We start from the raw sequence: 24,675 nt of genomic DNA on the forward strand, positions 1-24,675 counted from the left end.
AGCAAATTCGAACTGCTACGGTCCAGTTTTCCTACAGCGGCACGGAAGCCTTCAGCATGAGAAAAGCATGGATCCGTTCAATACCTCGGCCCTGAAACTACAGAAGAATTTGCTTAACCTGCGCATTGAGCGCGATCGCCTGAGAAGGGAGGGCAAGGACACGGAAGCGGACGAACTCGCGGCACCGATCGAGCGGATAGAGGCAGCTATTCGTCAATTACCGGATGACATGAAGCCAGTGACCCTGCAATAAAACCTGCGGGGGCGGGCATGACCACGCCTGCATCAAACGCCTGCAGGCTACTGATGTGGAGCAAGGTTGGGTCCAGCCTACGGATCCGATTTCCGCGCAGTTGTCAGTAATGCAATTTGGCTTGAGAGGCTGCGGCTAGCGCTCAGTCGCAAGCGAGGAGCCCGCCTCGGCGGGCTTTTTCGTGCCTGCAAGAATGGGATGAAGCCAGTTAAGTTGGAGCCTTGGCGAAACCGACCAAGCAAAAAGTATCGGAAGCGCCTAAACAAACGATACCCACGGATGGTCCCATGGATGGTTTCCTATGCCCCAAAAACGCAAAAAGCCCTGAATAATCAGGGCTTTGAATATGGCGGAAGCGTAGAGATTCGAACTCTAGGATAGTTGCCCATCGACGGTTTTCAAGACCGTTGCCTTAAACCACTCGGCCACGCTTCCAGCTCGTTTTGCGGCCGCCATAATACCGTAATGAAACAAGCTGTCAAACTCTCTGTGTCGCGGGTTGCGGGAGCTCTGATAGACTCCTAGCATCTGAACGTTTGAAAACCACAGGTTTACCAAGGAGTGTCGCCATGCGCGAACAGGATTACGCCGTACACCACGGCCAGCAGGTCGAGCAGCAGGAGATCAGCAAGGTCCTGCGCAACACGTACAGCCTGCTGGCGCTCACGCTCGCCTTCAGCGGTGTCATGGCCTTCGTGGCCCAGCAGATGCGCGTCGGCTACCCGAACGTGTTCGTGGTACTGATCGGCTTCTACGGGCTGTTCTTCCTTACCAACAAACTGCGTGATTCGGCCTGGGGTCTGGTATCCACCTTCGCGCTCACCGGCTTTATGGGCTTTATCCTCGGCCCTATCCTCAACCGCTATCTGGGCATGGCCGGTGGCGCCGAGGTGGTCAGCTCGGCATTTGCCATGACTGCCCTGGTGTTCGGCGGCCTGTCGGCTTATGTGCTGATTACCCGCAAGGACATGAGCTTCCTCAGCGGCTTCATCACTGCGGGCTTCTTTGTCCTGCTGGGTGCTGTCGTGGCCAGCTTCTTCTTCCAGATCAGCGGCCTGCAACTGGCGATCAGCGCTGGCTTCGTGCTGTTCTCGTCGGTCTGCATCCTGTTCCAGACCAGCGCGATCATTCACGGTGGCGAGCGTAACTACATCATGGCGACCATCAGCCTGTATGTGTCGATCTACAACCTGTTTGTCAGCCTGCTGCAGCTGTTTGGCATCATGGGTCGTGATGACTGATTGATATCGGCAAGAGAAAGCCCGCTTCGGCGGGCTTTTTTGTGGGCGCTCAACTCATCGATTTAGCTGGAGCCTTGTGGGAGCGGGCGAGCCCGCGAACACCGGCGAAGCCGGTGCCATACACCGAGTCGCATTCTTCGCGGGCACGCCCGCTCCCACAGGTTCGACTCCTGGGAAAAAGCGCCCAATAATTGACCATAAAGTCAGATAACCGGGCGAATGGTCGTCGATCATGCCGCCATCGTGCTTTTCTCTACCCCAATTCGCCATCACCCCGTAGAATGCGCTCCTTTTTTCTTCCGGGGCAGCTTTTCGCAATGAGCTCACACGAACACAGCCCAGGCGCGGCGGCGCCTGCCAATGAACTGGTGCTTGGTCTGGAGGACAAGCCACGGCTGTTGATCGGCCTGCTGGCAGCACTGCAGCACCTATTGGCGATCATCGTGCCGATCGTCACCCCTGGCCTGCTGATTTGCCAGGCTCTGGGTGTTTCGGCACGAGATACCAACCTGATCGTCTCCATGTCACTGGTAATCTCGGGTATCGCCACTTTCGTCCAGTGCAAGCGCTTCGGGCCATTCGGTGCCGGGCTGCTGATCGTCCAGGGCACCAGCTTCAACTTCGTCGGCCCGCTGATCGCCGGCGGAGCGCTCATGGTCAAGCAAGGCACCCCAGTGGAAGGCGTCATGGCAGCTATCTTTGGCGTAGTAATCGCCGGCTCGTTCGTCGAGATGGGCGTGTCGCGCATCCTGCCCTTCGTCAAACGCCTGATTACCCCGCTGGTAACCGGCATCGTGGTGCTGATGATCGGCCTGACCCTGATCAAGGTCGGCCTGATCAGCATGGGTGGCGGCTTCGGCGCCATGGCCAATGGCACCTTCGCCAATGGCGAGAACCTGCTGCTGTCGGGCGTGGTGCTGGCAATCATCGTCATCCTCAACCGCATCCCGGTGGTGTGGATGCGCAGCTGCGCCATCGTTATCGCCCTGGCGGTCGGCTATGCGCTGGCCGGCTACCTTGGCCGCCTGGATTTCACCGGCATGCACGAAGCCGCGCTGTTCCAGGTGCCGACACCGCTGCACTTCGGCCTTGGTTTCTCCTGGGCACTGTTCATCCCGATGCTGGTGATCTACCTGGTAACTTCGCTGGAAGCCATCGGTGACGTCACCGCCACCAGCAAGGTGTCGCGCCAGCCGGTCGAAGGGCCGGTGTGGATGCAGCGGATCAAGGGCGGTGTGCTGGTGAACGGGGCCAACTCGCTGCTGGCCGGTTTGTTCAACACCTTCCCGAGCTCGATCTTTGCCCAGAACAATGGCGTGATTCAGCTGACAGGGATCGCCAGCCGCCATATCGGCATGTGGATTGCCGTGATGCTGGTGCTGCTGGGGTTGTTCCCGAGCGTTGCCGGGGTCATCCAAGCGGTACCGGAACCGGTGCTGGGCGGTGCGGCCATGGTCATGTTCGGGGCGGTTGCGGCTTCGGGGATCAATATCCTCGCCAGCACTCGCCTGGACCGTCGTGCCCTGCTGATCATCGCTGTATCCCTGGCCCTCGGCCTGGGTGTGGCGCAGGTGCCGGAGTTCCTGGCGCACATGCCGGCGGCGATTCGCAATGTGCTGGAGTCGGGCGTGGCTACCGGGGGTATCTGTGCCCTGGTGTTGAACTGGTTCTTGCCGGAGAGCAAGGAACAGGCTTGAGCCTGGAGCCCTTCTGTCAGGGCCATGGGGCTGCTATGCAGCCCCTCGCGACGCAAGGCCGCTCCTACACGAGGCCGCGTAGACCTGAAGATTGGTGCAAGACAGAAAGCCCGCCCCGCCATGCACAAGCGGGCGCGGGCTTTTTTGCTTTATCATGGCACCATTCCTTTTGCATGAGTTATCCATGAAATTCGCTATCGCGGTGTTCTCCCCGGCCCATGCGCCCTCCTCGCGGCGTGCCCTGCGCTACGCCGAAGCGGTGCTGGCCGGCGGGCATGAGATTGCCCGGTTGTTTTTCTACCAGGACGGGGTACACAGTGCCTCGGCCAACGTGGTCGCCCCCCAGGACGAGCTGGATGTTGCCGGCCAATGGCGCGCCTTCATTGCAGCCAACCAGCTGGACGCAGTGGTGTGCATCGCCGCTGCCTTGCGCCGTGGCGTGCTCGACGAGGCCGAGGCCAACCGCTACCAGCGCCCGGCCGTGAACCTGCCCAAGCCTTGGGAGCTGTCGGGGCTTGGCCAGTTGCATGAGGCGGCGCAAGTTGCCGATCGCCTTGTCTGCTTCGGAGGCGACTGAAATGGCCAAATCCTTGTTGATCATCAGCCGCCAGGCGCCGTGGAACGGCCCATCGGCCCGTGAAGCACTGGACATCGCCCTGGCTGGCGGCGCGTTCGATCTGCCGCTGGGCATGCTGTTCCTCGATGACGGCGTGTTCCAGCTCGCCGCAGACCAGCAGCCCACCGCCGTGCAACAGAAGAACCTGGCCGCCAACTTGCAGGCGCTGCCAATGTTCGGCGTCGAGGAACTGTTCGCCTGCAGCCACAGCCTCACTCGCCGCGGCCTGGCAGCCGACAACCTGGCGCTGCCGGTGCAAGTGCTGGACGACGCGGCCCTGACCGCACTGATCGCCCGTTTCGACCAGGTGGTAACGCTCTGATGACGACCCTGCATGTAATTGCCCACTCCCCGTTTGGCGACGAGCGCCTGGCCAGCTGCCTGCGCCTGCTCGGCGCCGACGACGCCCTGCTGCTGTGCGGCGATGCTGTATATGCCCTGCGCAGCGGCAGCGAACCGCACCGCCAGCTGCAAGCCGCCGGCCTGGCCCAGCGCCTGTTCGCCCTGGAAGAAGACGTGCAGGCCCGCGCGGTCGGCAACGAGCTGGCCAAGGCCGTGGACTACCCCGGGTTCGTCGAACTGTCGCTGCATTACGACAAGGTCAACAGCTGGCTATGAATACCCTCAACGTTGGCGATCAGGCGATCGCCCTGGACAAGGACGGCTTCCTGGTCGACCTGCAAGACTGGTCGCATGCCGCCGCCGAGGCTTTGGCCGCGCGCGAGGGCATCCCTTTGACGGCGGACCACTGGGAAATCCTCGAACTGCTGCGCCAGTTCTACCAGGAATTCCAGCTGTCCCCGGCCACGCGCCCGCTGATCAAGTACACGGCCCTCAAACTGGGCCCGGACAAGGGCAACAGCCCGCACCTCAACCGCCTGTTCAACGGCACTCCCGCCAAACTGGCCGCCAAGCTGGCGGGCCTGCCCAAGCCGACCAACTGCATATGACAGAACCTCGCCCGCTTACCCTGGAAACCCCTGCCGAACACCCGTTCGCCGAGTTCGTGCGCATTCTTGGCAAAGGCAAGCGCGGCGCGCGTGGCCTGACCCGTGAAGAAGCCCGCACGGCCATGACCCTGCTGCTGGAAGGCAAGGTCGAAGATGCCCAGCTCGGTGCCTTCCTCATGCTGCTGCGGCACAAGGAAGAAAGCGCCGAAGAACTGGCCGGCTTCACTGAGGCCCTGCGCGCCCACTTGCAGTCGCCGCGCATCGCCGTGGACCTGGACTGGCCCACCTACGCCGGCAAGAAGCGCCACCTACCCTGGTACCTGCTGGCTGCCAAATGCCTGGCCAACAATGGCGTGCGCATCGTCATGCACGGTGGCGGTGCACATACCGCCGGGCGCATGTACACCGAGCAGTTGCTGTCCTTGCTGGAAATTCCGTTGTGCCGTGACTGGGCTGCGGTCAGCCGGGCCCTGGACCAGCAACGCCTGGCCTTCTTCCCGCTGCAGGACTGGGCGCCGCAGTTGCAGCGCATGATCGACCTGCGCAACACCCTGGGCCTGCGTTCGCCCATCCATTCGCTGGCCCGGGTGCTCAACCCACTGGCTGCGCGTTGTGGCCTGCAGAGCATCTTCCACCCCGGTTACCAGGCGGTGCACCGCGAAGCCAGCCGCCTGCTGGGCGACCATGCCGTGGTGATCAAGGGTGATGGCGGCGAGATCGAGGTCAATCCCGATGTCATCAGCCATCTATACGGCACAACCGCCGGCGAAGCCTGGGACGAGGAGTGGCCAGCGCTGAGCGAACGCCGCCACGTGAAGCCGCCAAGCCTGCAGCCTGAGCAATTGCTGGCGGTCTGGCGCGGCGAGGCCGAGGACAGCTACGGTGAAATGGCCGTGGTCGCGACCATGGCCTTGGCCTTGCGCGGCCTGGGCAGCGACCGTGAGCAGGCTTTTGCCACCGCGCGTGGTTACTGGAGCGCACGGAACCAATCGAATAAATAGATAATAAGGGGGCATTCTTTGCGCTGTTTATTCGAACGATTTCCCCTAGACTGGGCTCCAACGACAAACGACTTTGTTCCGAGGAGCTCACCATGGGCCTTTTGATCGACGGCCGCTGGCATGACCAGTGGTATGAAAACGGCAAGGATGGCACCTTCAAACGTGAAAATGCCCAACGCCGCAATCAGCTGCCCGCTCCCGAAGCCGGCCGTTACCACCTGTACGTCTCGCTGGCTTGCCCATGGGCACACCGCACCCTGATCTTCCGTGCGCTCAAGGGCCTGGAGCCCCTGATCGACGTGTCTGTGGTCAGCTGGCTGATGCAGGACCATGGCTGGACGTTCGACCAGCAGCAAGGCTCCAGCGGTGACCACCTCGACGCGCTGCAGTACCTGCACCAGCGCTACACCCAGGATGACCCGCACTACACTGGCCGCGTGACTGTACCGGTGCTGTGGGACAAGAAAGAGAAACGCATCGTCAACAACGAGTCGTCGGAGATCATCCGCATCTTCAACAGCGCGTTCAACGAACTGACCGGCAATACACTGGACCTGTACCCAGAGCCGCTGCGCCCGACCATCGAGGCGCTGAACGAGCGCATCTACCCGGCGGTGAACAACGGCGTATATCGCGCAGGCTTTGCCACTACGCAGGAAGCCTACGAGGCTGCGTTTGACGAAGTGTTCAACGAACTGGACCACCTGGAAGACTTGCTGAGCCGCAACCGCTACCTGGCCGGGGAATACTTGACCGAGGCCGATGTGCGACTGTTCACCACCCTGGTGCGCTTCGATGCGGTGTACCACGGGCACTTCAAGTGCAACCTGCGCCGCCTGAGCGATTATCACAACCTGTCGAACTGGCTGCGTGAGCTGTACCAGTGGCCGGGGGTGGCGGGCACAGTGGACATGGAGCATATCCAGAAGCACTACTACATGAGCCACAAGACCATCAACCCGAACGGGATCGTGCCCAAGGGGCCACTGCAGGACTTCAATCTGCCGCATGATCGGGAGCGGTTGGCAGGCAAGGGGATTTGGCAGGCTTGAGATTGCAGGGGCTGCTTTGCAGCCCGTTCGCAGCACAAGGCTGCTCCTACAGGAAACGCGACCCCCTGTAGGAGCAGCCTTGTGCTGCGAATGGGCCGCAACGCGGCCCCAACGATTTCAGCTGTTCTGCGAGCCTTCGAACCAGGCCAGCTTGTCACGCAATTGCACCACTTCCCCGACAATCACCAGGGTCGGCGCATGCACTTCATGCTGGGCCACCAGCTCCGGCAAGTTGGCCAGGGTGCCGGTGAACACCCGCTGATTACGCGTAGTCCCCTGCTGCACCAGCGCCGCAGGGGTACTGGCCGCGCGGCCATGGCGAATCAGCTCGGCACAGATGGTCGGCAACCCCACCAAGCCCATGTAGAACACCAGGGTCTGCGCCGGCGCTACCAGGTCATGCCACGGCAGATTGCTGGTGCCATCCTTCAGGTGCCCGGTCACGAAACGCACCGATTGGGCGTAGTCGCGGTGAGTCAGCGGAATCCCGCCATAGGCGGAACAACCGCTGGCTGCGGTAATGCCCGGCACCACCTGGAACGGGATGCCGTGCTCGGCCAGCTCTTCGATCTCTTCGCCGCCCCGGCCGAAGATGAACGGGTCGCCGCCCTTCAGGCGCAGCACACGCTTGCCCTGCCGGGCCAGGTCGACCAGCAGGCGGTTGATCTGGTCCTGAGGCACGGCATGGTCGGCGCGACGCTTGCCCACGTAGATACGCTCGGCATCACGTCGGCACATCTCGATAATCGCCGGTGCCACCAGGCGGTCGTACAGCACCACGTCGGCCTGCTGCATCAGGCGCAAGGCGCGGAAGGTCAGCAAGTCCGGATCGCCCGGGCCAGCCCCCACCAGGTACACCTCACCGCCCTGCTGCACCGGTGCACCGTCGACCATCGCCTGCAACAGGCGCTCGGCCTCGGCGCCCTGCCCGGCCAGCTGACGCTCGGCAATCGGCCCTTGGAACACGGTTTCCCAGAAGCCTCGGCGCTGGTTGACGTCCGGGTACAAGGCCTTGACCTTGTCGCGGAAGCGTGCGGCCAGGCCGGCCAGTTCGCCGTAGGCGGACGGGATCCAGGCCTCCAGCTTGGCGCGAATCAAACGCGCCAGCACCGGAGCATCACCGCCACTGGACACCGCAACCACCAACGGCGAACGGTCGACGATCGCCGGGAAGATCACCGTGCACAGGGCCGGCGCATCCACCACGTTGACCGGCAGGCTGAGGGCCTGCGCATCCGCCGACACCTGGGCATTGAGCCCGGGGTCGTCGGTGGCCGCAATCACCAGCCGGCAACCGACCAGGTCGGCTGCCTGATAGCCGCGCACCAGCACCTCGCCGCCACCTTCCCGGGCCAGCGCGGCCAACTGGCCGTCGACATCCGGTGCCACCACGCGCAGCGCGGCGCCAGCATCGGCCAGCAGGCGCGCCTTGCGCAAGGCGATCTCACCGCCGCCAACGACCAGCACGCGGCCGCCCTGCAGCTTGTGGAACAGCGGCAGGTAATCCATTTAGCGGATGACCTCGACGCCGCCCATGTAAGGCTTCAGCACTTCCGGCACACGGATGGAACCGTCGGCCTGCTGGTAGTTTTCCAGTACGGCAACCAAGGTACGGCCTACGGCCAGGCCGGAGCCGTTGAGGGTATGCACCAGCTCTGGCTTGCCGGTTTCCGGGTTGCGCCAGCGGGCCTGCATGCGGCGCGCCTGGAAATCGCCGCAGTTGGAGCACGAGCTGATTTCGCGGTACTTGTCCTGGCTTGGTACCCACACTTCCAGGTCGTAGGTCTTCACCGCGCCAAAGCCCATGTCGCCGGTGCACAGGGCCAGCACGCGGTACGGCAGCTCCAGCAGCTGCAGCACGCGCTCGGCGTTGGCAGTCAGGCCCTCCAGGGCTTCCATCGACTTGGACGGCTCGACCACCTGCACCATCTCGACCTTGTCGAACTGGTGCTGGCGGATCATGCCGCGGGTGTCACGGCCGGAAGCACCGGCTTCGCTGCGGAAGCACGGGGTGTGGGCAACCAGCTTCAGCGGCAGCTGCTTGGCATCAAGGATTTCACCGGCCACCAGGTTGGTCAGCGACACTTCGGCAGTCGGGATCAGGTAGAAGTCGGCCTCGCCTTCGCGGCTGATCTTGAACAGGTCTTCCTCGAACTTCGGCAGCTGGCCGGTACCCTGCAGGGCCGGGGCCTGGACCAGGTACGGGGTGTAGTGCTCCTCGTAACCGTGCTCGCCGGTGTGCAGGTTGATCATGAACTGCGCCAGGGCGCGGTGCAGGCGGGCAACTGGACCACGCAGCACGGCAAAACGCGCGCCAGACAGCTTGGCGGCAGCTTCGAAGTCCAGGCCACCGCTGACTTCGCCGAGGGCGACATGGTCCTTGATTTCGAAATCGAAAGCCTTCGGCGTACCCCAACGGCGCACTTCGACGTTGTCGTCTTCGCTGGCACCAACCGGTACGCTGGCGTCCGGCAGGTTGGGGATGGTCAGCAGGATGCCATCCAGTTCGGCCTGGATGCCGTCCAGTTCGGTCTTGCCGGCAGCCAGTTCGTTGGCCATGCGCTCGACGTCAGCCATCAGCGGCGCAATATCTTCGCCCTTGGCCTTGGCCTGGCCGATGGACTTGGAACGGGCGTTACGCTCGGCCTGCAGCTGCTCGGTGCGGGTTTGCACCGCCTTGCGGCGCTCTTCCAGTGATTCGATGCGCGCGACATCCAGGCTGAAGCCACGGGAGGCCAGGCGATCCGCCACTTCCTGAAGTTGGCCGCGTAACAGTTTGGAATCGAGCATATCGTTCTCTCGTTATGTGTAGGTGTTGGTTCAGAATCGGGTCAGGGACAGGCCGGCCCAGGTCGCGAGCAGCCCGCCCACCACGCTGATACCGGTATAGCCCAAAGCCAGGGGCACTTGCCCGCTTTCCAGCAGGCGTACGGTATCCAGCGAAAAGGAGGAAAAAGTCGTCAGGCCGCCGAGGAAGCCGACGATCAGCCCGGCGCGCAGCTCGACCGGCACGATCGGCTTGTGCAAGAACAGACCATAAAGCAGGCCGATCAGCAGGCAGCCAACCAGGTTGACCGCCAGCGTACCGAGATAGAAGTGCCGTGGCCAGTGGGCAGACACCCAGTTGGTGGTGGCAAAGCGCAACAAGGTACCGGCAATACCGCCAGCGCTGACGGCGGCAATCAGTGCAATCACGGCTTTCTCCGTTGGCGGGGGCTGTTGCGGTCAAGGTCGGCAAGGTGGCGCAGCTTCTCGCCAATCTTCAGTTCCAGGCCACGGGGCACCGGCTGGTAGTACTGGCGCGGCTCGAGCTCCTCGGGGAAGTAGTCTTCGCCGGCGGCATAGGCGTCGGGTTCATCGTGGGCATAGCGGTACTCGTCGCCGTAGCCCAGTTGCTTCATCAGCTTGGTCGGGGCGTTGCGCAGGTGCAACGGCACTTCCAGCGAGCCATGCTCGGCAGCCTCGCGCAGGGCAGTCTTGAAGCCCATGTACACCGCGTTGCTCTTCGGCGCACAGGCAAGGTAGGTGATGGCCTGGGCCACCGCCAGTTCGCCCTCGGGGCTGCCCAGGCGCTCTTGCACATCCCAGGCCGCCAGGCACAGGCTGAGCGCGCGCGGGTCGGCGTTGCCGATGTCTTCGCTGGCCATGCGCACCACGCGGCGGGCAATGTACAGCGGATCGCAGCCGCCATCGAGCATGCGCGCGAACCAGTACAGGGCGCCATCGGGGTTGGAGCCACGCACTGACTTGTGCAACGCGGAAATCTGGTCGTAGAACGCCTCGCCACCCTTGTCGAAGCGGCGGCGGCTGTCGCCGAGCAGGCTCTGCAACATCTCGACATCGATCTCGCTGCCGTCTTCAGCCAGGTCCGAGGCGTTTTCCAGGAAGTTGAGCATGCGCCGGCCATCGCCGTCGGCGGCGGCCATCAGCATCTTGAAGGCGTCGTCGCCAACCCGCAGGTTGCGCTTGCCCAGGCCGCGCTCTTCAGTCAACGCGCGCTTGACCAGCTTGCGCAGCGCCGCCTCGTCCAGGCTCTTGAGTACATACACCCGCGCCCGCGACAGCAGTGCGTTGTTCAGCTCGAAGGACGGGTTTTCGGTGGTGGCGCCAATGAACAGCAGGGTGCCGTCTTCCACATAGGGCAGGAAGGCATCCTGCTGCGACTTGTTGAAACGGTGCACTTCGTCGACGAACAGGATGGTTCGGCGGCCGTACTGGCCAGCCTGCTGCTTGGCCACCTCGACCGCCTGGCGAATCTCCTTCACCCCGGCCAATACCGCCGACACCGTTTCGAAGTGCGCATCGCAGAACTGCGCCAGCAGCCGCGCGAGGGTGGTCTTGCCCACCCCCGGCGGCCCCCAGAAGATCATCGAGTGCAGCGCACCCTGCTCCAGCGCTTCGCGCAGCGGTTTGCCGCGCGCCAGCAGGTGCTCCTGGCCGACGTACTCGTCCAGGTTGGACGGGCGCAGGCGAGCGGCCAGGGGCTGGGCGACGGGTTCGCTTCGAAACAGGTCCATGGCGAGCTCTGGTTACTCCTTGATGACGTCCGCGCCTTTGGGAATGTCGAACTTGAACTTGCTGTCCGGCACCGCCTGGTTGGCTTTCACGCCATTGAACAGGATGTTGGTGCGCTGGCCGACACTGTCGATCAGTTGCATGTCGTTGATCAGGCCCTTGCGGAACGACACGCGCAGCGAGTCGAACAGGGTGTCCTTGGTCTTCGGCTTGAGGGTGAAGTCCATCACTTCGCCCTGCTCCTTCGAGCTGATGTCGAAGCTCTGGCTGATCTTCGACACGTCACCGGACAGCAGCAGCGCCGGGGTCTGGTTCAAGCGCTGGTCGAGCTTCTTGATGGTCGCCTGTTCCAGGTCCGGGTCCCACAGGGTGACGTTCTTGCCGTCGGATACCACCACCTGCTCCTGCGGCGCATCGGTGTGCCAGTAGAACAGGCCCGGGCGCTTGACGGTCATCTTGCCGGAGGTTTCCTGCAGGCTGGTGCCGCCGGCGTCCAGGGTCAGCTGGGAAAAGTTGGCCTCGATGGTCTGCGACTTTTCCAGCAATTGGGTCAGGCGTTGTACGTCTTGCTCACCGGCAAAAGCCGATACGGTGGCCGACACAGAAGCCGCGGCCAGGGCAGAAACCAACAGCATGCGAATCGCGCGCATGGGAGTCCTCATCGAGCATTGAAAAGGCCGGGCGCCACCGTTGGCGCCCGGCAAGGTGTTCGTCAGTCGCGCGGGCCGCCCGGGGCTATCACTTCCCGCGAGCCGTTGCTGTTCATGGGGGTGACCACGCCGGCCATTTCCATGGCTTCGATCATGCGGGCGGCGCGGTTGTAGCCGATCTTCAGTTTGCGCTGCACGGCCGAGATGGACGCGCGGCGGCTTTCCAGCACGAACTGCACGGCCTCATCATACAGGGCGTCGCTTTCCGAATCTTCGCCATCGCCACCACCGCCGCCGCCTTCGAAGCCGCTGCCGGCCTCCTCGACGCCGTTGAGGATGTCGTCGTTGTAGTCCGGAGCGCCGCGCAGCTTCCACGCTTCGACGACGCGGTGCACCTCGTCGTCGGAGACGAACGCGCCGTGCACACGAATCGGCAGGCTGGTGCCCGGCGGCATGTACAGCATGTCACCGTGGCCCAGCAGCTGCTCGGCACCACCCTGGTCGATGATGGTCCGCGAGTCGATCTTGCTCGATACCTGGAATGCCATGCGGGTCGGGATGTTGGCCTTGATCAGGCCGGTAATCACGTCCACCGACGGGCGCTGGGTAGCGAGGATCAGGTGGATACCGGCGGCCCGCGCCTTCTGGGCGATACGGGCGATCAACTCTTCGACCTTCTTGCCGACGATCATCATCATGTCGGCGAATTCGTCGACCACCACCACGATGGTCGGCAGGGTTTTCAGCGCAGGCGGCTCGTCGTCCATGCTCTCGCGGCGGTACAGCGGGTCATGGATGATCTCGCCAGCTTCCTGGGCGTCCTTGATCTTGCGGTTGAAGCCGGCCAGGTTACGCACGCCCATGGCCGCCATCAGCTTGTAGCGCCGCTCCATCTCGGCCACGCTCCAGCGCAAGGCGTTGGCGGCGTCCTTCATGTCGGTGACCACCGGGCACAGCAGGTGCGGGATGCCCTCGTAGATCGACAGTTCGAGCATTTTCGGGTCGATCATGATCAGCCGCGCGTCTTCCGGGCTGGACTTGAACAGGATCGACAGGATCATCGCGTTCACACCCACCGACTTACCGGAACCGGTAGTACCGGCCACCAACAGGTGCGGCATCTTGGCCAGGTCGGTGATCACCGGCTTGCCGCCGATGTCGTGGCCCAGGGCCAGGGTAACCGGCGATTTCTGCTCGTCGTACTGCGGCGTGGCCAGCACTTCGGAGAAACGCACCATCTGCCGGTTCTCGTTGGGGATCTCGATACCCACGGTGGTCTTGCCGGGGATGACCTCGACCACACGCACACTGGTCACTGCCAGCGAACGCGCCAGGTCCTTGGCCAGGTTGGCGATACGGCTGACCTTCACACCGGCGGCCGGCTGGATTTCGTAACGGGTAATCACCGGGCCCGGGTGGATCGAGTCCACCGCCACTTCCACGCCGAATTCCTTGAGTTTGATTTCCAGCAGCTGGCCGACACCGGCCAGGGATTCCGGCGAGTACTCGATCTTCTTCTGTTCGGCCGGGTCGAGGATGGAGATCGACGGCAAGGTGCCTTCCACCGCGCTGTCGACGAACAGCGGCGCCTGCTTCTCCTTCATCACCCGCTTGCTCGGCTCCGGCGCCCTGGCGGGTGTCGGCGGCACGATCATCGGGGCCGCGGCAGGTGGTTCGCGAGAGATTACCGGCTCACGAGGTGCCGGCGACTCGCGTGGCACCACAGGCTCGCGCGACAGGGTTGGCTCACGTGGTTCGACCGGCTGGGCAGGTGCTTCTTCACGCTTGAAAATGCGCTCGCGCAGCGCCGGCTTGGCCGGTTCGCGCTTGTCGGCGGCCATTGGCGCGGCCTTGACCACCGGTTCATCCTCGCGCAGCTGCGCCTCCAGGCGCTTGCGCTCGTTGCGCGCTTCCCACCAACGGTTGGCGGCGCCCTGCACCAGCTCGAACAGGTCGAGGGTGATCTTGCCGGTCAGGTCCATCACCTTGAACCACGACAGGTCGGTGAACACGGTCAGGCCGAACAGGAACAGGGCAATGAACATCAGCGTGCTGCCCTGCACGTTCAGCAGGTTGCGCGCCAGGTCGCCGAGGCTCTCGCCCAATGCACCACCGGCGGAGAACGGCATGCTCGCAGGCGGGTGGAAATGGATATGGGCCAGCGCCGCACCAGACAGCACCAGGAACACCAGGCCGATCAGCCGCCAGGAGAACAACCAGCCGCTCCAGTCCCAGGGCTGGTGGCGTTCGCGGAAGATCTGCCAGGTCTTTATCGCCAGCAGCAGCGGGAAGATGTAGGCGAAGTACCCCAGCACCATGAACAGGATGTCGGCGAAGTAGGCACCGGCACGCCCGGCGGCGTTCTGCACCTGGTCGACGTTGCTGGTGTGGCTGAAGCCCGGGTCCGACGTATCGTAGGTCAGCAGCGCCATCCACAGGTACAGGCACAGGGCGCCGACAGCGATCAACGCACCTTCCTTGAGGCGATAATGCAGCTGCTGCCGCCACAGAGGGACGGGCAAGGGAGCTGGAGTTGCGGTGGATTTCTTCAAAACGCGTCTATTCCTGCGCGTGCTGCGCGTCCAATAGTGATCGGCCGACGGTGCGGCCAATGAACCACTACTTTTAACATTACTGCCCGCCAGCCGCCATGGCGGCACGCCAGATGGGGGTTTGGCCGGGGGCGACTTTCATATAGCTGCAATTTGAGCATGCATTTTCTTTTGTGACAAAGGCTTATGCTGTGTTTTTGCACAGGTGTGACAGCAAATGTAGCGGATGGTGCCTGCGGTTTCATGAATGTGTAGGAAATTGCCTATTTTCATCACCTGTGCCGGCCTCTTCGCGGGCTTGCCCGCTCCCACAGGCACCCCGCAGGCTTCAGAGCCTGCACATGGCCTGTGGGAGCGGGCGCGCCCGCGAAGAAGCCAAAGAGATTGACCCTGCTTTTCACCCGCGCCATGCTGCCCTCTCCCCTCCCCCACCGCACGATAGACCATGCTCACCTGGCTGACCCGCGACTCGCTGACCTTCCCGCCTCTGGAAAAGGCCCTGCATGACCCCAACGGCCTGCTCGCTGCCGGCGGCGACCTGAGCCCCGAGCGCCTGGTGCAGGCCTATCGCCATGGCTGCTTCCCGTGGTATCAGGACGGCCAGCCGATCCTCTGGTGGTCACCCGACCCGCGCACGGTGCTGCTCCCGGACCAGCTGCACGTGTCGCGCTCGCTGGCCAAGCTGATGCGCCAGGGCCGCTACCAGGTCAGCTTCGACACAGACTTCCCCGCGGTGATCGCCGCCTGCGCCGCGCCACGTGACTACGCCGACGGCACCTGGATCACCGACACCATGCGTGCCGCCTACTGCGAGCTGCACCGACGCGGCATCGCCCATTCGGTGGAGGTGCGACAGGACGGCGAGCTGGTCGGTGGTCTGTATGGCTTGGCCATGGGCCAGCTGTTCTTCGGTGAATCGATGTTCAGCCGCGCCGACAACGCTTCCAAGGTCGGCTTCGTGACTTTGGTCAACCACCTGCGCCAGGCCGGTTTCGTCCTCATCGACTGCCAGATGCCAACCAACCATTTGCACAGCCTGGGAGCCCACGCCATCAGCCGCGCCGAGTTTGCCGACTACCTGGCACGCCACCTCGACCAGCCCAACAGCGCCACATGGCTTCCCTAGGCGAGTTCCCGTAGCTGGCTTACACTTAAACAAAGTCTCACCGAGGGGGTTGATCATGACAGAGTTGGCGCGGTTGAAGTTCTATGCCACTCAACCCCACTCCTGCAGCTACCTGCCCGACGAACAGGCAACCACGCTGTTCCTCGACCCCAGCCAGCCGATGGACGTGCACGTGTACGCCGATTTGTCGGAAATGGGCTTCCGCCGCAGTGGCGACCACCTGTACCGCCCGCACTGCCAGAACTGCAATGCCTGCGTGCCGGCACGCATCCCGGCGGCGCGCTTCATCCCAAACCGCCAGCAACGGCGCATCCTCAAGCGCAACGCCGACCTGACCGTGACCGCCGCACGTCCAGCGTTCAAGGAAGAGTACTTCGAACTGTACCGGCGCTATATCGAAACGCGCCATGCCGACGGTGACATGTACCCGCCCAGCCGCGATCAGTTCTCCACCTTCCTGGTGCGCGACCTGCCGTTCTGCTGGTTCTATGAGTTCCGCCTGGATGGCCGCTTGATGGCGGTGGCGGTGTGCGACCTGCTGCCCAACGGCCTGTCGGCTGTGTACACCTTCTACGAGCCGGACGAAGAACGCCGGAGCCTGGGCCGCTTTGCCATTCTCTGGCAGATCACCGAAGCCCTGCGCCAGGACCTGGAAGCGGTTTACCTGGGTTACTGGATCAAGAACTGCAAGAAAATGAACTACAAGACACAGTATCGGCCTATCGAATTGCTGATAAACCAGCGCTGGGTCACCCTCAACTGAAAGGCATTGGCTTGACACACAGTTTTCGGGCATAATCCACGCCACTTTTTTGCCCGGTGCGGTTATGCGTCGGGCCAACACTGGATCCGAGGGCTCTACTGCATGTCGAAAGAAGACAGCTTCGAAATGGAAGGTACTGTCGTCGACACCCTGCCCAACACCATGTTCCGCGTGGAGTTGGAAAACGGGCACGTCGTAACCGCGCACATCTCCGGAAAGATGCGCAAGAACTACATCCGTATTCTCACTGGCGACAAGGTCCGCGTCGAACTGACGCCCTACGACCTGAGCAAGGGCCGCATCACCTACCGTGCGCGCTAAGCTCAAGCCATGAAAAAGCCCGGCCATGTGCCGGGCTTTTTTGTGTCTGTCAGATTGCAGGGGGCTGCTCCTACAAGGGGAGCGTGCATTCCCTGTAGGAGCAGCCTTGTGCTGCGAATGGGCCGCAACGCGGCCCCCGCTGTCATGCAACCTCAGCCGTGGTCTCGAAGTCGAACACCAGCTCGCCATCGCGCAGGTCGACGTGCACCACGCCACCATGCTCGGCCAGTTCGCCAAACAGGATCTCCTCGGCCAGCGGCCGCTTGATCTTGTCCTGGATCAGCCGCGCCATCGGCCGCGCACCCATCTGCACGTCGTAGCCCGAGGCCGCCAGCCAACCGCGCGCATCATCGCTGACTTCCAGCAGCACACGCTTGTCTTCCAGCTGCGCCTGCAGTTCGATAAGGAACTTGTCGACGATGCTCTTGATCGTCTCGTGGCTCAGGCGGCCGAACTGGATGATGGTGTCCAGGCGGTTGCGGAACTCCGGCGTGAAGCTCTTGCGGATGACTTCCATGGCATCGGACGCATGGTCCTGATGGGTAAAGCCGATCGAGGCCCGCGCGGCGGTTTCAGCGCCAGCGTTGGTGGTCATGATCAGGATCACGTTGCGGAAGTCGGCCTTGCGCCCGTTGTTGTCGGTCAGGGTACCGTGGTCCATCACCTGCAGCAGCAGGTTGAAGACTTCCGGGTGGGCCTTCTCGATTTCGTCGAGCAGCAATACGCAGTGCGGTTGCTTGGTGATCGCCTCGGTCAGCAAACCACCCTGATCGAAGCCAACATAGCCAGGAGGCGCACCGATCAGGCGCGACACGGTGTGGCGCTCCATGTACTCGGACATGTCGAAGCGCACCAGCTCGACACCCAGCGCCTTGGCCAGCTGCCGTGCTGCTTCGGTCTTGCCGACGCCGGTCGGGCCGGCGAACAGGAACGAACCGACAGGCTTGTCCGGCGACTTGAGGCCGGCGCGGGACAGCTTGATAGCGGTGGCCAGCGAATCGATCGCCTGGTCCTGACCAAATACGGTCAACTTCAGGTCACGCTCGAGGTTGCGCAGCAGTTCCTTGTCGGAACTGGTGACGTGCTTCGGCGGAATGCGCGCAATCTTGGCGACGATGTCTTCGACCTGCGGCACGTCGATGCGCTTGACGCGGTTGGCCTCCGGCTGCAGGCGCTGGTAGGCACCGGCTTCGTCGATCACGTCGATGGCCTTGTCCGGCATGTGCCGGTCATTGATATAGCGCGAGGCCAGTTCAGCGGCGGCGCGCAAGGCTTCGTCGCTGTACTCGATGTTGTGGTGGCTTTCGAAGCGCCCTTTCAGGCCACGCAGGATGCCCACGGTGTCTTCGACCGACGGCTCGCTGACATCAACCTTCTGGAAGCGCCGTGCCAGGGCACGGTCCTTCTCGAAGATGCCGCGGAATTCCTGGAAGGTGGTCGAACCGATGCAACGGATTTCACCGGACGACAGCAGTGGCTTGAGCAAGTTGGACGCATCCATCACCCCGCCCGACGCCGCGCCAGCACCAATGATGGTGTGGATTTCATCGATGAACAGGATCGCCTGCGGGCGTTTGCGCAGCTCGCCGAGCAGCGCCTTGAAACGCTTCTCGAAATCGCCACGGTATTTGGTACCAGCCAGCAGTGCGCCGAGGTCGAGGGAATACACCACGCTCTGCGCCAGCAGGTCGGGCACCTGGCCATCAACGATGCGCTTGGCCAGGCCTTCGGCGATGGCGGTCTTGCCCACGCCTGCCTCACCCACCAGCAGCGGGTTGTTCTTGCGCCGACGGGCAAGGATTTGCGCCACGCGCTCCACTTCCTGCTCGCGGCCTACCAGCGGGTCGATACGGCCGGCACGGGCCAGCTCGTTCAGGTTGCTGGCATAGGCATCCAGCGGGTTGCTCGAAGAGGCGGTATCGCCGCCCTCTTCGTCCTGCATTTCCTGGTCGCTTTCGGAATGCGAACCATGGCCCGGCACCTTGGAGATGCCATGGGCGATGTAGTTGACCACGTCGATGCGGGCCACGCTCTGCTGCTTGAGCAGGAACACGGCCTGGCTTTCCTGTTCGCTGAAGATCGCAACCAGCACGTTGGCGCCAGTGACTTCACGCTTGCCGGAGCTTTGCACGTGGAACACGGCACGCTGCAGTACACGCTGGAAGCCCAGGGTCGGCTGGGTTTCACGATCTTCGTCGTTGACCGGAATCAGGGGTGTGGTGGAATCGATGAACTCTTGCAGGTCGTGCTTGAGTTTGTCGAGATTGGCGCCACAGGCGCGCAGAACGGTCGCGGCAGCCTCATTGTCAAGGAGTGCCAGCAGCAGATGTTCGACGGTCATGAACTCATGACGCTTCGAACGAGCCTCCTTGAAGGCAAGATTGAGGGTGACTTCGAGCTCGCGGTTTAACATAGCTTCACCTCATACCCAAGTGGTCGGCGATTAACCGTCCTTCTCGATTTCACAGAGTAGCGGATGCTGGCTTTCCCTGGCGTATTGGTTGACCTGCATAGCCTTTGTTTCGGCGATGTCACGGGTAAACAATCCGCACACTGCCCGCCCTTCGGTATGGACGGTCAGCATGATCTTGGTCGCCAGCTCGCGGTTCAGATTGAAGAACGTCTCGAGCACTTCGACGACGAAATCCATCGGCGTGTAGTCATCGTTGAACAAAACCACCTTGTACATAGGTGGCGCCTGCAGGATCGGCTTGGCTTCCTGAACTGCAAGACCTGAGCCGTCGTCCTCATTCGATTGCGGGCGATCCTGATTGAATGTTAGTCGAATCTCACTAGGTGCATGCATGGAAAGAATTTCATCATGAGCGACAGGTTAAGGTTGTGGGTTGACTGCGAAGGGCACGGCCAGCGCAGGCGCCGGGCGACCTTGACTATCGGCAAAACGGTGTTACAACCAATAAGAACCCACCGTGGTCGATAAAGATCCGCGCAGTCAACCAGATTTTTCGCATGGTTCGTATGCGGATGAGTGGATGATACTCCAGTGATGGAGTCCTTTGCAGAGGGACATAGGGATGGCAAGCGGTAAAGTCAAGTGGTTCAACAATGCCAAGGGCTACGGATTCATCAATGAAGAGGGCAAGGATGAAGACTTGTTCGCTCATTACTCAGCCATCCAGATGGACGGATACAAGACGCTCAAGGCCGGCCAGGCCGTGAGTTTCGAGATTATCCAAGGCCCCAAAGGCCTGCACGCAGTCAAGATCTGCAGCGCTTCCACTGCCGCGCCTGCGCCGACCAGCGCACGACCAGCCGGCAGCACTGCCGACGCCTGATCTGCTGAGCCGCCTGCCGGTATACGAACAAAGCCGGCCGCTTCTTTAATGGAAGCGGCCGGTTTTCCATTGCCCTACATATGCTTGATCATTTCATCGCCAAAGCCTGAACTGCTCACCAGTGTGGCGCCGTCCATCAGGCGCTCGAAGTCATACGTCACGGTCTTGGCGGCAATCGCGCCGTTGGTACCCTTGATGATCAGGTCTGCCGCCTCGGTCCAGCCCATGTGCCGCAGCATCATCTCCGCCGACAGGATCACCGAACCCGGGTTGACCTTGTCCTGCCCGGCATACTTGGGCGCGGTGCCGTGGGTGGCCTCGAACATGGCCACGGTGTCGGACAGGTTGGCACCCGGCGCAATGCCAATACCACCCACTTCCGCCGCCAGGGCATCGGACAGGTAGTCACCGTTGAGGTTGAGGGTGGCGATCACGTCGTACTCGGCCGGGCGCAGCAGGATCTGCTGCAGCATGGCGTCGGCGATGGCGTCCTTGACGATGACCTCGCGCCCACTCTTGGGGTTCTTGAACTTCATCCACGGGCCACCATCGAGCAACTCGGCCCCGAACTCGTCGCGCGCCACTTCATAACCCCAGTCCTTGAAGGCACCCTCGGTGAACTTCATGATGTTGCCCTTGTGCACCAGGGTCAGCGACTCGCGGTCGTTATCCACCACGTACTGCAGGGCCTTGCGCACCAAGCGCTTGGTGCCCTCGCGAGACACCGGCTTGACGCCAATGCCGCAGTCCTGGTCGAAGCGGATCTTGGTAACGCCCATTTCCTCCTTGAGGAACTTGATCACCTTGTTCGCCTCGGGCGAACCGGCCTTCCACTCGATGCCGGCATAGATATCCTCGGAGTTCTCGCGGAAGATCACCATGTCCACATCGCCTGGCTTCTTCACCGGGCTGGGCACGCCCTGGAACCACAGCACCGGGCGCAGGCACACGTACAGGTCCAGTTGCTGGCGCAAGGCCACGTTGAGCGACCGGATACCCCCGCCCACCGGCGTGGTCAGCGGCCCCTTGATCGACACCACGTAATCACGCACGGCATCGAGGGTTTCCTGCGGCAACCAGGTGTCCTGGTCGTACACCTGGGTGGCTTTTTCGCCGGCGTACACCTCCATCCAGGCGATCTTGCGTTTGCCGCCGTAGGCCTTCTGCACGGCGGCGTCGACCACCTTGATCATTACCGGCGAGACATCGACGCCAATCCCGTCGCCCTCGATATAGGGAATGATCGGGTTGTCAGGAACGTTGAGCGAATGGTCGGCATTGACGGTGATCTTGGTGCCGTCGGTCGGAACCTTGATTTTCTGGTATCCCATGCTTGCACTACTCCGCTGTCGGGTGTGATTGGACATCATGCGATCCACTGAGCCTAAACCACATCTGCCGACCTGCAAGGCATGCGACAACCCGCCACATTGCCGCTTAGTCTTTGGTCTTATAAATGGGCCGATATCACTTGGCCTTGCTGATTAGCCCGAATGGTTTGGTATACTCCGCCGCGACCGAAGGGTCATCGGGGCGATCCCTTGGAAAAATGCGGACCGCCCTTGGCCATGAATGGACACAAAGCCTGGCCATAAAGCCTGGGTTGTTACCGCAGCCCAGCACTTGACGCTCGACTGATGCATCCACCATCACCGCTCGCAGCCTCTCGACTTTCCGCTCATGGCGCTGCCAGGGCGATGCGCCTACCCTGCGCACCACGAGACTCGAGCACGCTCAGCACACAGAGAGTTAACCCGCATGCCCACCCGTTCCAAGATCATCTATACCTTCACCGACGAAGCCCCCGCCCTCGCCACTTACTCGCTGCTGCCAATCATCGAAGCCTTCACCGCTTCGGCTGACATCGCCGTCGAAACCCGCGACATCTCCCTGGCTGGCCGCATCCTCGCCGCCTTCCCGGAGCAACTGGGCGCAGAGAAGCAAGTAGGCGATCACCTGGCGGAACTGGGCCAGCTGGCTACCACCCCTGAAGCCAACATCATCAAGCTGCCGAACATCAGCGCCTCGGTACCGCAGCTGAAAGCCGCGATCAAGGAACTGCAAGGCAAGGGCTTCAACATCCCTGACTACGCCGACGAGCCGGCCACCGCGGAAGAGAAAGAATCCCGCGCCCGCTACGACCGCATCAAAGGTTCCGCCGTGAACCCGGTCCTGCGCGAAGGCAACTCCGACCGCCGCGCGCCGCTGTCGGTCAAGAACTACGCCCGCAAGCACCCGCACAAGATGGGCGCCTGGGCTGCCGACTCCAAGTCGCACGTTGCCCACATGACCCAGGGCGACTTCTACGGCAGCGAGAAAGCCGCACTGATCGAAGCTGACGACAGCCTGCGCATCGAGCTGGTCGGCAAAGACGGCAACACCACCGTACTGAAAGAAAAGACTGCGGTAAAAGCTGCCGAAGTCATCGACTGCGCCACCATGAGCCGCAAGGCCCTGAAAGCCTTCATCGCCGAGCAGATCGCCGATGCCAAGGCTTCCGGCGTGCTGCTGTCGGTACACCTGAAAGCCACCATGATGAAGGTCTCCGACCCGATCATGTTCGGCGTCATCGTCGAAGAGTTCTACAACGACGTGCTGGCCAAGCACGCCGCCGCCCTGGCTGAAGTAGGCTTCAACGCCAACAACGGCATCGGCGACCTGTACGCCCGCATCAAGGATCTGCCAGCCGAGAAGCAGGCCGAGATCGAAGCCGACATCCAGGCCCTGTACGCCCAGCGTCCGGCCCTGGCCATGGTCAACTCCGACAAAGGCATCACCAACCTGCACGTGCCGAGCGACGTCATCGTCGACGCCTCGATGCCAGCCATGATCCGTGACTCGGGCAAGATGTGGAACGCCGCCGGCGAACTGCAGGATGCCAAGGCGATCATCCCGGACCGCTGCTACGCCGGCATCTACCAGGCCACCATCGAAGACTGCAAAGCCAACGGCGCCTTCGACCCGACCACCATGGGCAGCGTACCGAACGTCGGCCTGATGGCACAGAAGGCCGAAGAATACGGCTCCCACGACAAGACCTTCCAGATCAAGGCTGACGGTGTCGTGCGCGTGGTCGACAGCAAAGGCCAGGTCGTTCTCGAGCAGAACGTCGAAGCCGGCGACATCTTCCGCATGTGCCAGGTCAAGGACGCGCCGATCCAGGACTGGGTCAAGCTGGCCGTCAACCGTGCCCGCCTGAGCAACACCCCTGCAGTGTTCTGGCTGGACCCGGCCCGCGCCCACGACGGCGTGATGATCGAGAAGGTGCAGAAGTACCTGAAGGATCACGACACCACCGGCCTGGACATCCGCATCCTGGCACCGGTCGACGCCATAAAGTTCTCCCTGGCCCGCATCCGCGAAGGCAAGGACACCATCTCGGTGACCGGCAACGTGCTGCGCGACTACCTGACCGACCTGTTCCCGATCATGGAACTGGGCACCAGCGCCAAGATGCTGTCGATCGTGCCGCTGATGAACGGCGGTGGCCTGTTCGAAACCGGCGCCGGCGGTTCGGCACCGAAGCACGTGCAGCAGCTGGTGGAAGAGAACTTCCTGCGTTGGGACTCGCTGGGTGAATTCCTGGCCCTGGCCGCTTCCCTGGAGCACCTGGGCAACACCTACGACAACCCGCGCGCCAAAGTGCTGGCCAATACCCTGGACCAGGCCACCGGCAAGTTCCTCGACACCAACAAGTCGCCTTCGCGCAAAGTTGGCGGTATCGACAACCGCGGCAGCCACTTCTACCTGACCCTGTACTGGGCCCAGGCCCTGGCTGCGCAGAACGACGACGCTGCCCTGCAGGCACGCTTCGCTCCACTGGCCAAGACCCTGACCGAGAACGAGGAGACCATCGTCGCCGAGCTCAACGCCGTCCAGGGCAAGCCGGCCGACATCGGTGGCTACTACGCTCCGGATGCCGAGCTGACCGCCAAGGTGATGCGCCCAAGCCAGACCCTGAACAGCGCTATTGCCGCCCTGTAAGGTTCGCTTGAAGTAACAGCACAAACCCCGGCCACGCACCGGGGTTTGTGCTTTCTGGATAAACGATTTCTGGCCGCCAGCGCGGACTCTGTAGGAGCGGGTTTACCCGCGAATGCGATGGCGAATCCACTGACGCATTCGCGGGTAAACCCGCTCCCACAAGGGCTGTGCAGGCCTCTAAGGAGCTGTTCATGACCTGGCAACCCCACATCACCGTCGCCACCATCGTCGAACACGAAGGCAAGTTCCTTTTCGTCGAAGAGTTCAAAGCAAACCAGCACGTCTTCAACCAGCCCGCCGGCCACCTCGAACCCAACGAGACCCTGCCCCAGGCCGCCCTGCGCGAAACCCTCGAAGAAACCGCCTGGGAAGTCGAGCTCACCGGCGTGGTCGGCATCTACCTGTACACCGCCCCAAGCAACGGCGTGACCTACCAGCGCGTCTGCTTCGCCGCCCGCCCCGTGCGCCATCACGCCGACCTGGCACTGGACAGCGACATCGTCCGCGCCGTTTGGCTGACCCGCGACGAACTGCTGGCCGACCCTGCCCGCTGGCGCAGCGAACTGGTGCCACGCTGTCTCGACGATTACCTCAAAGGCCCCTTGCACAGCCTCGACCTGCTGCGCGACTGACGCGCCGCCGCAGGTTTGATAGAATT

The 24,675-nt window shown here is 62.6% G+C and carries 24 protein-coding genes and 1 tRNA gene; 15 read left to right on the plus strand and 10 right to left on the minus strand.

Features of this window, described 5'->3' with window-relative positions:
• The first annotated feature begins 67 nt into the window (after positions 1-67).
• Complete coding sequence (locus M1D87_RS17145) at positions 68-253, plus strand: hypothetical protein (protein ID WP_085599347.1); 186 nt, start codon at positions 68-70, stop codon at positions 251-253.
• Between the two features lie 347 nt (positions 254-600).
• Here the strand turns inward: M1D87_RS17145 and M1D87_RS17150 are convergent.
• Positions 601-688, minus strand: a tRNA-Ser gene (locus tag M1D87_RS17150).
• Positions 689-822: 134 nt separating this feature from the next.
• Here M1D87_RS17150 and M1D87_RS17155 point away from each other — a divergent pair.
• The 8 genes from M1D87_RS17155 to M1D87_RS17190 all read left to right on the plus strand — a co-directional run bounded on the left by M1D87_RS17155 (position 823) and on the right by M1D87_RS17190 (position 6,810).
• Entirely contained in the window at positions 823-1,494 is a 672-nt protein-coding gene (locus M1D87_RS17155) for a Bax inhibitor-1/YccA family protein (RefSeq protein WP_003251184.1), read from the plus strand.
• 317 nt (positions 1,495-1,811) lie between these two features.
• Positions 1,812-3,191 (plus strand): nucleobase:cation symporter-2 family protein, encoded by a 1,380-nt coding sequence (locus tag M1D87_RS17160; protein WP_013973275.1) that lies wholly within the window; start codon positions 1,812-1,814, stop codon positions 3,189-3,191.
• Positions 3,192-3,375: 184 nt separating this feature from the next.
• The gene (gene tusD, locus M1D87_RS17165; RefSeq protein WP_013973276.1) at positions 3,376-3,768 is read left to right on the plus strand and encodes a sulfurtransferase complex subunit TusD; all 393 of its coding nucleotides are present in this window, start codon (positions 3,376-3,378) and stop codon (positions 3,766-3,768) included.
• Position 3,769: 1 nt separating this feature from the next.
• A complete protein-coding gene (tusC, locus tag M1D87_RS17170; protein WP_326432554.1) occupies positions 3,770-4,129 on the plus strand; it encodes a sulfurtransferase complex subunit TusC in 360 nt (119 codons plus the stop codon).
• The gene (gene tusB, locus M1D87_RS17175) at positions 4,129-4,425 is read left to right on the plus strand and encodes a sulfurtransferase complex subunit TusB (RefSeq protein WP_371034496.1); all 297 of its coding nucleotides are present in this window, start codon (positions 4,129-4,131) and stop codon (positions 4,423-4,425) included. The genes tusC and tusB overlap by 1 nt, the downstream gene beginning before the upstream one ends.
• Complete coding sequence (locus tag M1D87_RS17180) at positions 4,422-4,757, plus strand: TusE/DsrC/DsvC family sulfur relay protein (protein WP_003258880.1); 336 nt, start codon at positions 4,422-4,424, stop codon at positions 4,755-4,757. Before tusB ends, M1D87_RS17180 begins: the two co-directional genes overlap by 4 nt.
• Positions 4,754-5,758 carry a glycosyl transferase family protein gene (locus M1D87_RS17185; protein WP_421091560.1) on the plus strand — a complete coding sequence of 335 codons (1,005 nt, stop codon included), beginning with the start codon at positions 4,754-4,756 and terminating at the stop codon, positions 5,756-5,758. The genes M1D87_RS17180 and M1D87_RS17185 overlap by 4 nt, the downstream gene beginning before the upstream one ends.
• 92 nt (positions 5,759-5,850) lie before the next feature.
• Entirely contained in the window at positions 5,851-6,810 is a 960-nt protein-coding gene (locus M1D87_RS17190; RefSeq protein WP_123084463.1) for a glutathione S-transferase family protein, read from the plus strand.
• Positions 6,811-6,927: 117 nt separating this feature from the next.
• On the opposite strand, the gene cysG is transcribed toward M1D87_RS17190, so the two are convergent.
• The 6 genes from cysG to M1D87_RS17220 all read right to left on the minus strand — a co-directional run bounded on the left by cysG (position 6,928) and on the right by M1D87_RS17220 (position 14,587).
• Entirely contained in the window at positions 6,928-8,319 is a 1,392-nt protein-coding gene (gene cysG / locus M1D87_RS17195) for a siroheme synthase CysG (RefSeq protein WP_421091561.1), read from the minus strand.
• A complete protein-coding gene (gene serS, locus M1D87_RS17200) occupies positions 8,320-9,600 on the minus strand; it encodes a serine--tRNA ligase (protein ID WP_003258877.1) in 1,281 nt (426 codons plus the stop codon).
• A gap of 30 nt (positions 9,601-9,630) precedes the next feature.
• Entirely contained in the window at positions 9,631-10,005 is a 375-nt protein-coding gene (gene crcB, locus M1D87_RS17205; protein ID WP_015270966.1) for a fluoride efflux transporter CrcB, read from the minus strand.
• The gene (locus M1D87_RS17210; RefSeq protein ID WP_371034494.1) at positions 10,002-11,327 is read right to left on the minus strand and encodes a replication-associated recombination protein A; all 1,326 of its coding nucleotides are present in this window, start codon (positions 11,325-11,327) and stop codon (positions 10,002-10,004) included. The genes crcB and M1D87_RS17210 overlap by 4 nt, the downstream gene beginning before the upstream one ends.
• A gap of 12 nt (positions 11,328-11,339) precedes the next feature.
• Positions 11,340-11,975 (minus strand): outer membrane lipoprotein chaperone LolA, encoded by a 636-nt coding sequence (gene lolA, locus M1D87_RS17215; protein WP_003258873.1) that lies wholly within the window; start codon positions 11,973-11,975, stop codon positions 11,340-11,342.
• A gap of 62 nt (positions 11,976-12,037) precedes the next feature.
• Complete coding sequence (locus M1D87_RS17220; RefSeq protein WP_371034493.1) at positions 12,038-14,587, minus strand: DNA translocase FtsK; 2,550 nt, start codon at positions 14,585-14,587, stop codon at positions 12,038-12,040.
• 385 nt (positions 14,588-14,972) lie between these two features.
• Here M1D87_RS17220 and aat point away from each other — a divergent pair, with 385 nt between their 5' ends.
• The 3 genes from aat to infA all read left to right on the plus strand — a co-directional run bounded on the left by aat (position 14,973) and on the right by infA (position 16,737).
• Positions 14,973-15,653: a leucyl/phenylalanyl-tRNA--protein transferase gene (gene aat / locus M1D87_RS17225; RefSeq protein ID WP_015270969.1), complete on the plus strand. Its 681-nt coding sequence runs from the start codon at positions 14,973-14,975 to the stop codon at positions 15,651-15,653.
• A 55-nt stretch (positions 15,654-15,708) separates the two neighbouring features.
• Complete coding sequence (locus M1D87_RS17230; protein WP_061551154.1) at positions 15,709-16,416, plus strand: arginyltransferase; 708 nt, start codon at positions 15,709-15,711, stop codon at positions 16,414-16,416.
• Between the two features lie 102 nt (positions 16,417-16,518).
• Positions 16,519-16,737, plus strand: coding sequence for a translation initiation factor IF-1 (gene infA / locus M1D87_RS17235; protein ID WP_002553999.1), 219 nt, complete (start codon positions 16,519-16,521; stop codon positions 16,735-16,737).
• A 142-nt stretch (positions 16,738-16,879) separates the two neighbouring features.
• On the opposite strand, the gene clpA is transcribed toward infA, so the two are convergent.
• Together clpA and clpS are read right to left on the minus strand one after the other, a co-directional pair.
• Positions 16,880-19,150, minus strand: coding sequence for an ATP-dependent Clp protease ATP-binding subunit ClpA (clpA, locus tag M1D87_RS17240; RefSeq protein WP_013973289.1), 2,271 nt, complete (start codon positions 19,148-19,150; stop codon positions 16,880-16,882).
• Positions 19,151-19,180: 30 nt separating this feature from the next.
• Positions 19,181-19,543: an ATP-dependent Clp protease adapter ClpS gene (clpS, locus tag M1D87_RS17245; protein WP_013973290.1), complete on the minus strand. Its 363-nt coding sequence runs from the start codon at positions 19,541-19,543 to the stop codon at positions 19,181-19,183.
• 229 nt (positions 19,544-19,772) lie between these two features.
• Here clpS and cspD point away from each other — a divergent pair, with 229 nt between their 5' ends.
• Positions 19,773-20,033 carry a cold shock domain-containing protein CspD gene (cspD, locus tag M1D87_RS17250; protein WP_013973291.1) on the plus strand — a complete coding sequence of 87 codons (261 nt, stop codon included), beginning with the start codon at positions 19,773-19,775 and terminating at the stop codon, positions 20,031-20,033.
• 74 nt (positions 20,034-20,107) lie between these two features.
• Here the strand turns inward: cspD and icd are convergent, their stop codons facing one another.
• Positions 20,108-21,364 (minus strand): NADP-dependent isocitrate dehydrogenase, encoded by a 1,257-nt coding sequence (gene icd, locus M1D87_RS17255; RefSeq protein ID WP_013973292.1) that lies wholly within the window; start codon positions 21,362-21,364, stop codon positions 20,108-20,110.
• Positions 21,365-21,791: 427 nt separating this feature from the next.
• On the opposite strand from icd, the gene M1D87_RS17260 reads away from it, so the two are divergent.
• Together M1D87_RS17260 and M1D87_RS17265 are read left to right on the plus strand one after the other, a co-directional pair.
• Positions 21,792-24,017, plus strand: coding sequence for an NADP-dependent isocitrate dehydrogenase (locus M1D87_RS17260; RefSeq protein WP_013973293.1), 2,226 nt, complete (start codon positions 21,792-21,794; stop codon positions 24,015-24,017).
• Positions 24,018-24,208: 191 nt separating this feature from the next.
• A complete protein-coding gene (locus M1D87_RS17265) occupies positions 24,209-24,649 on the plus strand; it encodes an NUDIX hydrolase (protein ID WP_023662388.1) in 441 nt (146 codons plus the stop codon).
• The last annotated feature ends 26 nt before the right edge of the window (positions 24,650-24,675 follow it).

The organism is Pseudomonas sp. SA233 (genome assembly GCF_054792385.1).